Source organism: Nocardia sp. NPDC003345, from assembly GCF_053589395.1.
This window is the reverse complement of record NZ_JBSFRU010000273.1, coordinates 1-9,123: the sequence shown is the minus strand read 5'-3', so window position 1 is coordinate 9,123 and position 9,123 is coordinate 1. Positions and strand designations below refer to the sequence as shown.

Here is a 9,123-nt window from a genome sequence, read left to right as displayed (position 1 = left end):
CTGGTAACCGACGGCCGAGGGCATCCGGCCCAGCAGGGTGGAGACCTCGGAACCGGCCTGGGTGAACCGGAAGATGTTGTCGATGAACAGCAGCACGTCCTGGTGCTTCACATCGCGGAAGTACTCCGCCATGGTCAGCGCCGACAGGGCGACGCGCATACGGGTGCCCGGCGGCTCGTCCATCTGGCCGAAGACGAGGGCGGTGTCCTGGAGCACGCCCATCTCTTCCATTTCCAGGTGCAGGTCGGTGCCCTCACGGGTGCGCTCACCGACGCCGGCGAACACCGAGGTACCGGAGAACTCCCGCGCGATACGGGTGATCATCTCCTGGATCAGCACGGTCTTGCCGACACCGGCACCACCGAACAGACCGATCTTGCCGCCCTTCACGTACGGGGTCAGCAGGTCGAGCACCTTGACGCCGGTCTCGAGGATTTCGGTCTTGCCCTCGAGCTGGTCGAAGCTCGGCGGCTTGCGGTGGATACCCCACTGCTCGCCGTCCCGGCCGAGACCGGGGCTGTCGAGGCAGTCACCGAGGGCGTTGAACACGTGACCCTTGACGACATCGCCGACCGGCACCGAGATCGGCTTGCCGGAGTCACGGACCTCGGCGCCGCGGACCAGGCCGTCGGTGGGCTGCATCGAGATGGTGCGCACGATGTTGTCACCGAGGTGCTGGGCGACCTCGAGGGTCAGCGTCTTGGCAACCGACTTCAGGGTGATATCGGCGGCCAGGGCGTTGAACAGATCTGGGATGGAGCCCCGCGGGAATTCGACGTCCACGACGGGGCCGATGACGCGGACCACGCGGCCCGTGGCGGCGCCGGTCCGGCTCGAGTCTTCTCGAGTAACAGCTGCGGTCATTTGTCTGGTTTCTCTTCCTGCGTCTCAGTCGCGTTCCGAGCTGGCCGCCAGGGCGTTCACGCCGCCGACGATTTCGCTGATTTCCTGCGTGATGTTGGCCTGCCGCAACGAGTTCGCCTGCCGGGACAGGGAGCTCGCCAACTCGTTGGCGTTGTCGGTGGCGGCCTTCATTGCGGTGCGCCGAGCGGCGTGCTCGGATGCCGCTGCGTCGAGCAACGACGCGTAGATCCGCGTGTTGATGTACTTGGGCAGCAGGGCCGCCAGCAGCACATCGGCGTCGGGCTCGAATTCGTACTGCGCGCTCACCTCGGCCGTGGGCGAATCGGACAGCATGTCCTTGCCCAGATCGAAGCTCTCGTCGACGAAGGACACCTGGATCGGCGCCATCCGGCGCACCTCCGGCGTCTGCGACAGCATGCTCACGAACCGGGTGTAGACGATATGGAGTTCGTCCACGCCCACGATCGAACCGGTGCCGTCCGGCGCCGGCACCTCGCCCGCGGACCCGGCCATGAAACTGTCGACCAGGTGGTTACAGGCCGCCGAGGCATCGGGATAGCCCGGCTGCTGGGAGAAACCGGTCCACGAGGCGACCGGCCGCCGATTACGGAAGGTGTAGTACGTCAGGCCTTTGTTGCCCATGACGTACAGCACCGGTTCCTTGCCCTCACCGCGCAGGGTGGTCATCAACTCCTCGGCCCGTTTGAGCACATTGGAGTTGTAACCACCGCACTGGCCGCTGTCGCTGGTGATCACCAGCACCGCGGCACGTTTGGGATCGGGGCGCTCGGTGAGCAGCGGGTGCGTCAGGTTCTTGGACGCACTCGCCAGCTCGGCGACCACCTTGGTGATCTCCTCGGCGTACGGCTTCGCGGCCGCCACCCGGGCCTGGGCCTTGGAGATACGCGAGGTCGCGATCAGCTCCTGGGCCTTGGTGATCTTCTTGATCGAGTTGATACCACGAATACGGGAGCGCAGCTCGCGCAAGTTGGCCATCGGCGGTTCACACTCCTCTCGTTCGTGGTGTCACAGGAAAACAGCGCATGGTTCGCCCGGTCTACTTCTCGACGTGCTTGCGGGTGACCGACAGCGACTCGACCTCTTCGTTCGCGAGCTCGTCCGCACCCGGTTCGTTCACCACGCGGGTGCCGTCGGAGGCCAGGAAGCCCTGCTTGAAGTTGTCGGTGGCGGTCTTGATCTGCTCGGCGGCGTCGCCCTCGAGCACCTTGCCACCGGCAATGCTGGTAAAGGCATCCGCGGCGGTGCCGTGCAGATCCTCGAGCAGTTCGGTGGTGAACCGGCGGACATCGGCGACCGGCACCGAGTCGTAGTAACCGCGATCGACCAGGAAGATCGATACGATCTGGTCCTCGACCGCGACCGGCGAGTACTGGTCCTGCTTGAGCAGCTCCACCCAGCGGGCGCCACGCTCGAGCTGGGCCAGCGACGCGGCGTCCAGGTCGGAGGCGAAGGCGGAGAACGCCTCCAGCTCGCGGTACTGGGCCATTTCCAGGCGCAGCGAACCGGCGACCTTCTTCATACCCTTGGTCTGGGCGGCGCCACCGACACGGGAGACCGAGGTACCGACGTTGATGGCCGGGCGGACACCCTTGTTGAACAGGTCGGACTCCAGGAAGACCTGACCGTCGGTGATGGAGATGACGTTGGTCGGGATGAAGGCCGAGATGTCGTTGGCCTTGGTCTCGATGATCGGCAGACCGGTCATCGAACCGCCGCCCATCTCGTCGGAGAGCTTGGCGCAACGCTCCAGCAGACGCGAGTGCAGGTAGAAGACGTCACCCGGGTAGGCCTCGCGGCCCGGCGGGCGGCGCAGCAGCAGCGAGATGGCGCGGTAGGCCTCGGCCTGCTTGGTCAGATCGTCGAACACGATCAGGACGTGCTTGCCCTGGTACATCCAGTGCTGGCCGAGGGCCGAGCCGGTGTAGGGGGCCAGCCATTTGAAGCCGGCGGAATCGGAGGCCGGAGCGGCGACGATGGTGGTGTACTCCAGCGCACCGTGCTGCTCGAGGGCCGATTTCACGCCCGCGATGGTGGAGCCCTTCTGACCGATCGCCACGTAGATGCAGCGCACCTGCTTGGCCGGATCGCCCGACTCCCAGTTGGCCTTCTGGTTCAGGATGGTGTCGATGCAGACCGCGGTCTTGCCGGTCTTGCGGTCACCGATCACCAGCTGGCGCTGGCCGCGGCCGATGGCGGTCAGGGCGTCGATGGCGGTGATACCGGTGGCCATCGGCTCCTCGACCGGCTGGCGCTCCAGCACGGTGGCGGCCTGCAGCTCCAGGACGCGGCGGTCGTCGGCCTCGATATCGCCCAGGCCGTCGATCGGCTGACCGAGCGGGTTCACCACGCGGCCGAGGAACTTGTCGCCGACCGGAACCGAGAGCACGTCGCCGGTGCGGCGCACCTGCTGGCCCTCTTCGAGCTCGGCGAACTCGCCGAGCACGACGGCGCCGATCTCACGGTCCTCGAGGTTAAGCGCGACGCCGAGCACACCGCCCGGGAATTCGAGCAGCTCATTGGCCATGGCCGAAGGCAGGCCGCTGACGTGCGCGATGCCGTCACTGGTATCGGTAACGACACCGACTTCCTCGATGGAGGTTTCCGGGGTGTAGCTCTGGGTGTAGCTTTCGATCGCGCTACGGATCTCGTCGGAGGAGATCGTCAGCTCCGCCATGTTCTTCCTGCTCTCGGTCTCTGGTCTGGAATGTCGGGGGGTGGGTGCGGTCGGCGCCCGGGTCACCGGGGCCGGTCCGCTAGGTCAGCGAGCGGCGCATCCGTTCCAGCCGGCCGATCGCACTGCCGTCGATCACATCGTCACCGATGCGTACGACGAGTCCGCTGAGCAGACTCGGGTCGGTTTCGACGTGCACGGTGACCGCTTTGCCGTAGATGCGCGCCAGCGAACCCGCCAGCCGCTCCCGCTGGGAATCGGTCAGCGCGATCGCCGAGCGCACATGCGCGACGATCTGTTCACGCCGGGACGCGGCCAGGTCGGACAGTTCGTCGAAGGCCGGACCTATACCGGAACGCTGCCTGGTCACCACCTGTTCCGCCAACGCCTGGGTGACCGGTTCGGTCTTCCCGGACAGCAGCCGTGCGAGGAGGTCGCGTTTGGCCGCCGGAGAGGTGGCCCGATCGGACAGTGCCTGTTCCAGCTGCGGGTTGTCGTTGATGATCCGGCCGAACCGGAACAGCTCGTCCTCGACAGCGGTCAGCCGGTCCTTCTCGGATGCCGACTCCAGCAGCGCCAGCTGCCCGAGCAGCACCAGGGTGTCGACCAGGTCGCGGGCGCGGGACCAGTTCTGGGCCACCGCGGTGGTCAGCACCGCCTGGGTGGCAGCACTGACCCGGCTCCCGAAAACCCGCTCGCTCAGTTCGGCGCGGGCCGAACCGGGCACCGATACGTCCGCGAGCGCCACACGCAGCGGACGCTGGTCGTCCAGTACGTCGACAACGGCGAACAGTTCGGACCCCGTCGTGGCCGCAACACCGTTGCTGCCGGTCAGCGCGGCCCGAAGCGCCTCCTTGGACCGGGAGCTGGCCTCACGGCTCGCTGCGTACATGGTTTTCACTCCTCCGTCGTTACCTTCCGACCCCGATACCGGCGTCCGAACGGTCGATCTCGTCGAGGAATCGCTCGATCGTCGCGGCCTGCTTGGCCTCGTCCGATACCGACTGCCCGATGATCTTCTCGGCCAGGTCCACCGCGGTACGGCCGACCTCGGCACGCAGCTCGGTCAGGATCTGCTGACGCTGGGCTTCCAGCTGGGTGTGCCCGGCCGCGACGATACGGTCGCTCTCGGCCTGGGCGTCGGCCTTCAGCTGGGCGAGGATCTGCTGGCCCTGGGTACGGGCGTCTTCGCGGATCTTCGCGGCTTCCAGCCGGGCGTCGGCCAGCTGCTTCTGGTACTGCTGCAGCGTCTCCTGGGCCTCGGCCTGCGCGGCCTCGGCCCGGTTGATGCCACCCTCGATCTTGTCGGCGCGCTCGTCCAGCACCTTCATCAGGCGCGGAACGGCGTACTTGTAGACCACGAAGGCGATAATCGCCACGCAGACCGCCGACCAGACGATGTCGTACGTCGCGGGAAGAAGAGGGTTCACATCCTCTCCCTCTTCCGCTGCGAGCAGAATGAACTCGTTCATCGGAATCAGAAGATGAAGCCGGCGACGAGGCCGATCAGTGCCAGGGCTTCGGTGAACGCGATGCCGAGGAACATGGTGGTCCGGAGCTGTCCGGCGAGCTCGGGCTGACGAGCGGTGCCCTCGATGGCTTTACCGACGACGATGCCGACGCCGATGCCGGGGCCGATAGCGGCCAGGCCGTAGCCGACAGCGCCGAGACCCTTCAGCGTGGATTCGTTGGTGGCAGCTTCCTGGGCCAGGTACGCGAGGCTCATGAGTCTTCCATTCCCTTTCTGTTGCTCACCCCGCCGGACGGCGTGGTGCAGCAGGTTCTTATCGGTTGTTCCGGTCGTCGGTCAGTGATCGGCGGCGTTGTACGCCAGGCTGATATACACGGCGGTCAGCAATGCGAACACATAGGCCTGCAGGACAATGACCAGCAGTTCGAAGAGCGTGAATGCCAGTCCGCCCAACAGCGAGAAGGGCGAAAAGACCTTCATCCAGTTGTCCGCGTCGAAGAGGAAGAACTGGGTCGCGCTGAAGAACAGCACGAGCATGATGTGACCGGCGAGCATATTCGCCATGAGTCGGACGGTCAGCGTGAACGGCCGCAGGATGAAGGTCGAGAGGAACTCGATCGGAATGAGCAGGACGTGCATGACCGGCGGGACGTCCGGAACGACGATGCTGCTGCGCATATAGGTCAGGAAGCCGTACTTCTTGATGCCCACATAGTTGAACGCGATATAGGCGACCACTGCCAGTACCAGCGGCATACCGATACGCGCGTTCGACGAGATGTTCAGACCGGGGATCACACCCGAGAAGTTCAGAAACAGGACCGTGAAGAAGATCGTCGCGATGAGCGGGAAGAACTTGCGGCCGTTTTCCTTACCGAGCACTTCGTCGCAGATCTGCTCCTTGACGAAGACCATCCCCATTTCGCCGATGTTCTGCAGCTTCTTCGGTACGATTCGCGGGCTGCGGAACGCCAGGAACAGAAATGCGACCAGCACAGCGGTCATCACGAGCCGGACCAGCATCAGCCGATCGAGTTCGAAGGGAGTTCCCTCGAACAGCACCGCCGGAGGGAAGAAGTCGGTTAGCGATGGCGCGTGAAATTCCGCGGCCAAGGTGGTGACGCTCAGCGTTCTCTCCCGTGTTCGGTCCCCGGAAGTTTCGCTCCCGCGGTTCGATCGGACATTGACGATCAATGTGGGTCGACTGAGGTCGGCTCGAAGTTCGTCAGCTGCTGTAGCGGGGTTCCGCGCTGGCGTCTGTACGTGTGTCGGCGACATCGTCGACATGCAGAACCGAACCCATTACGAGCCCGGCACGGCAGTAGCATAGCGACCGCTCGTGAGACCTCGTCGGCACCCCTTGCCGAGTCGCTTGCTTACCAAGACTTTACCAAGAGAACTACGACAACGTGTAGCGGGGGCGATGTTATCTACGACAAGTTGTCGTAGTGTTATCTCACGCGTTCTCGGAATCCTCGTCCGGGCGCTGGTCAGGGACGGTTACATAAGGAACCCGCTGCCGCAATACACCGTAAGTCTCGGCCCCCAGAACGATGATCAGCGCACCGACGACGGTCAGGAACAACGCCATCCTGTCGTAGAACTCGAACCGCTGCAGAACCGCCACCACGATAAGCGCTACCAGCAGTTTTCCGACCCAGCTCGCCAGCATCACCATCCCCGCGGTGGAGGGCGGCAATTTCGCTCCCAACAGGACCACCACGACCGTGGTCAGAATGAAACCACCACCGATCGCGGCGCCGAGCAACGCGCCCCACAACCCCTCGACACCGGCTGCCAGGGTGGCCACGGCGACCGAGAGCACGGTCAGCACGACCAATCCGATCAACCCGTAACGCAGCCCTGCGCGCAGCGGGGCTTCGGGGTCGTCGGAAGCGGTGGGCTCGGCTGGCTTGGTCGACACGGACCGAACTCTACCCGGAGTCGCTGACCGACCCCGCCGCGTCCCGCCGCGCCTGCCGCCGCCACAGACCCGGCACAGCCGTCACCACCAGGGCGAACAGCAGTCCCGCGGCCATCAGCAGCACGACCACCCGGCGGTCCATCACCGAGGTGCCGACCGCACCGAACGCGAGGATGCCGACCCACAGATAGATCACCAGGACGACCCGGCGCTGCGAATGCCCGATCTGCAGCAGCCGATGGTGCAGATGCATCTTGTCGGGCGTGGAGAAGCTCACGCCGGCCCGCACCCGGCGCACGATCGCGAGCAGCAGATCCAGCACCGGGATGAACATGACCGCGCCCACCAGCAACAGCGGCGAGAGCAGGCCGACGATATCGCGCGGCCCGTAACCCTGCAGCGGGATCCGGCCGGACGCACTGGTGGACACCGCCGCCAGCACCAGCCCGATCAGCATCGACCCCGAATCGCCCATGAAGATCCGGGCCGGCGAGAAATTATGCGGCAGGAAGCCCAGGCACGCGCCCGCCATCGCGGCAGCCAGCAGCGCCGGCGGATAACTGTCCACGGAACCGCCCTGCTCGGTGAGCAGCCCCACCGCGAACGCGAACACCGCGAACGACGCGATCAGGCCCAGCCCCGCGGCCAGACCGTCCAGACCGTCCACGAAGTTCATCGCGTTGATCAGGGTCACCGCGACGGCGACGGTCACCAGGCCACCCTGCAGACCGTCCAAGACCACCGTGCTGTTGCTGAACGGGTCGTAGATCAGGTACCAGCCCAGACCCATCACCGCCATCACGCCCGCAGCGGTGACCTGGCCGGCGAACTTGGTCAGCGCGTCCAGACCCCAGCGGTCGTCCACGATGCCCACCGCGACGATGATCGTGGCCGCCACCAGTACCGCCGAGATATCGGGCCGATAGTCGAAGCCGCGGCGCAGCGCCGGCAACTGGTGCGCGAACAGCACCGCCGCCACCACACCGATGTACATACCGACCCCGCCCATCCGCGGAATCGGCTTCACATGGACATCGCGGTCGCGGGGAATCGCCACCGCCCCGAAACCGATCGCCAAGGTCCGGATCCCCCCGGTGGCCAGGAAGGTCACCACGGTAGAGATCAACAGAACCAGCAGGAGCTCTCGCAGCGGGACGACCGCACCGGAACCCGTCATCGCGCCGACCACCACCCCGGCGCCGCTCCGGCCTCCGCGGCCACGACCACATACCGCCGGCGGAGGCCGCAGCGTTGGCGGAGGTATCGCCCACGGACCACCCCGGACGAGCCCGGGGACGAAAGGGCATCATCCGCACGGCGGAGGCCGGAGCGAAGGCGGAGGTATCGCCCTACCGAAACCGGCGCACTCACCGCGGAACAGACCCGGTCAAGGCCTCGGGCGTGGTCCCCAGCACCTCCGCGACCGCCGCCGTCGCCACCGCGCCCTCACGCAGGATGCGCGGCTGATCGCCGGTGAGATCGACAATGGTGGACGGTGTCGCGTGCTCGGCCGGACCACCGTCCAGGTACACCCCCACCACGGACCCGAGCTGCTCCCGCGCCTGCTCGGCATTCGCGGCGGCCGGGCGGCCGGAGATATTGGCGCTCGACACCGCCAGCGGCCCCACCTCCTGCAGCAGTTCCAGCGCCACCGGATGCAACGGCATCCGCAACATCACCGTGCCGCGCGCGTCACCCAGATCCCAGGCCAGCGAAGGCGCCTGCTGCACAACGACACTCAGCCCCCCGGGCCAGAAGGCCCGGATCAGATCCCGCGCCTGCGGACGCACCGAGAACACCAGCCCGTCGATCGTGTTCCACGACCCCACCAGCACCGGAACCGGCATATCCCGCCCCCGCCCCTTAGCCCCCAGCAACGAGGCGACGGCAGCCGAATCGAACGCATCCGCGGCCAGCCCGTACACGGTATCGGTAGGCATCACGACCAGCCGACCCGCTCTCAGAGCACTGGTCGCCGCGGCCAGGCCGGCGGCGCGCGAATCGGAATCGGCGCAGTCGTAGACAGTACTCACGCGCCCCATGGTATGGGCTGTGACATGGCCCCGCCTCCGGCGGGGCGGGGTGGGGCCCCTGGTAGCCCGGTTCTTCACTCCCGCCGGTCGGTCGCTGCGCTCCCTTCCTCTGGTCGCTCCAGAACCGGGCGGGCCCCAC

At 66.3% G+C, this 9,123-nt stretch carries 9 protein-coding genes and 1 pseudogene; all 10 read right to left on the bottom strand.

Annotated elements, in window-relative coordinates; genetic code table 11:
* Positions 1-864: pseudogene (locus tag ACWDU1_RS24520) on the bottom strand (F0F1 ATP synthase subunit beta); the annotation flags it as partial.
* Positions 865-888: 24 nt separating this feature from the next.
* Positions 889-1,860 carry a F0F1 ATP synthase subunit gamma gene (locus ACWDU1_RS24515; protein ID WP_450001893.1) on the bottom strand — a complete coding sequence of 324 codons (972 nt, stop codon included), beginning with the start codon at positions 1,858-1,860 and terminating at the stop codon, positions 889-891.
* Between the two features lie 61 nt (positions 1,861-1,921).
* A complete protein-coding gene (gene atpA, locus ACWDU1_RS24510; protein WP_450001891.1) occupies positions 1,922-3,559 on the bottom strand; it encodes a F0F1 ATP synthase subunit alpha in 1,638 nt (545 codons plus the stop codon).
* Between the two features lie 79 nt (positions 3,560-3,638).
* Positions 3,639-4,448: a F0F1 ATP synthase subunit delta gene (locus ACWDU1_RS24505; protein ID WP_450001889.1), complete on the bottom strand. Its 810-nt coding sequence runs from the start codon at positions 4,446-4,448 to the stop codon at positions 3,639-3,641.
* Between the two features lie 19 nt (positions 4,449-4,467).
* Positions 4,468-5,028, bottom strand: coding sequence for a F0F1 ATP synthase subunit B (locus ACWDU1_RS24500; protein WP_450001887.1), 561 nt, complete (start codon positions 5,026-5,028; stop codon positions 4,468-4,470).
* Between the two features lie 5 nt (positions 5,029-5,033).
* Complete coding sequence (locus ACWDU1_RS24495) at positions 5,034-5,282, bottom strand: ATP synthase F0 subunit C (RefSeq protein ID WP_450001886.1); 249 nt, start codon at positions 5,280-5,282, stop codon at positions 5,034-5,036.
* A gap of 81 nt (positions 5,283-5,363) precedes the next feature.
* On the bottom strand, positions 5,364-6,089 hold the full coding sequence (atpB, locus tag ACWDU1_RS24490; RefSeq protein ID WP_450001895.1) for a F0F1 ATP synthase subunit A: 726 nt from the start codon (positions 6,087-6,089) through the stop codon (positions 5,364-5,366).
* 394 nt (positions 6,090-6,483) lie between these two features.
* Positions 6,484-6,951: a hypothetical protein gene (locus ACWDU1_RS24485; RefSeq protein WP_450001885.1), complete on the bottom strand. Its 468-nt coding sequence runs from the start codon at positions 6,949-6,951 to the stop codon at positions 6,484-6,486.
* A 10-nt stretch (positions 6,952-6,961) separates the two neighbouring features.
* A complete protein-coding gene (locus ACWDU1_RS24480) occupies positions 6,962-8,128 on the bottom strand; it encodes an MraY family glycosyltransferase (RefSeq protein ID WP_450001883.1) in 1,167 nt (388 codons plus the stop codon).
* A 190-nt stretch (positions 8,129-8,318) separates the two neighbouring features.
* Positions 8,319-8,984 carry an L-threonylcarbamoyladenylate synthase gene (locus ACWDU1_RS24475; RefSeq protein ID WP_450001881.1) on the bottom strand — a complete coding sequence of 222 codons (666 nt, stop codon included), beginning with the start codon at positions 8,982-8,984 and terminating at the stop codon, positions 8,319-8,321.
* Positions 8,985-9,123 lie beyond the last annotated feature (139 nt).

Bases quoted from the DNA above. Each gene is read 5' to 3' on its own strand.
- ACWDU1_RS24500 (WP_450001887.1), bottom strand. From the start codon at position 5,028: ATGAACGAGTTCATTCTGCTCGCAGCGGAAGAGGGAGAGGATGTGAAC.
- ACWDU1_RS24480 (WP_450001883.1), bottom strand. From the start codon at position 8,128: ATGACGGGTTCCGGTGCGGTCGTCCCGCTGCGAGAGCTCCTGCTGGTT.
- ACWDU1_RS24495 (WP_450001886.1), bottom strand. From the start codon at position 5,282: ATGAGCCTCGCGTACCTGGCCCAGGAAGCTGCCACCAACGAATCCACG.
- ACWDU1_RS24505 (WP_450001889.1), bottom strand. From the start codon at position 4,448: ATGTACGCAGCGAGCCGTGAGGCCAGCTCCCGGTCCAAGGAGGCGCTT.
- ACWDU1_RS24515 (WP_450001893.1), bottom strand. From the start codon at position 1,860: ATGGCCAACTTGCGCGAGCTGCGCTCCCGTATTCGTGGTATCAACTCG.
- atpA (WP_450001891.1), bottom strand. From the start codon at position 3,559: ATGGCGGAGCTGACGATCTCCTCCGACGAGATCCGTAGCGCGATCGAA.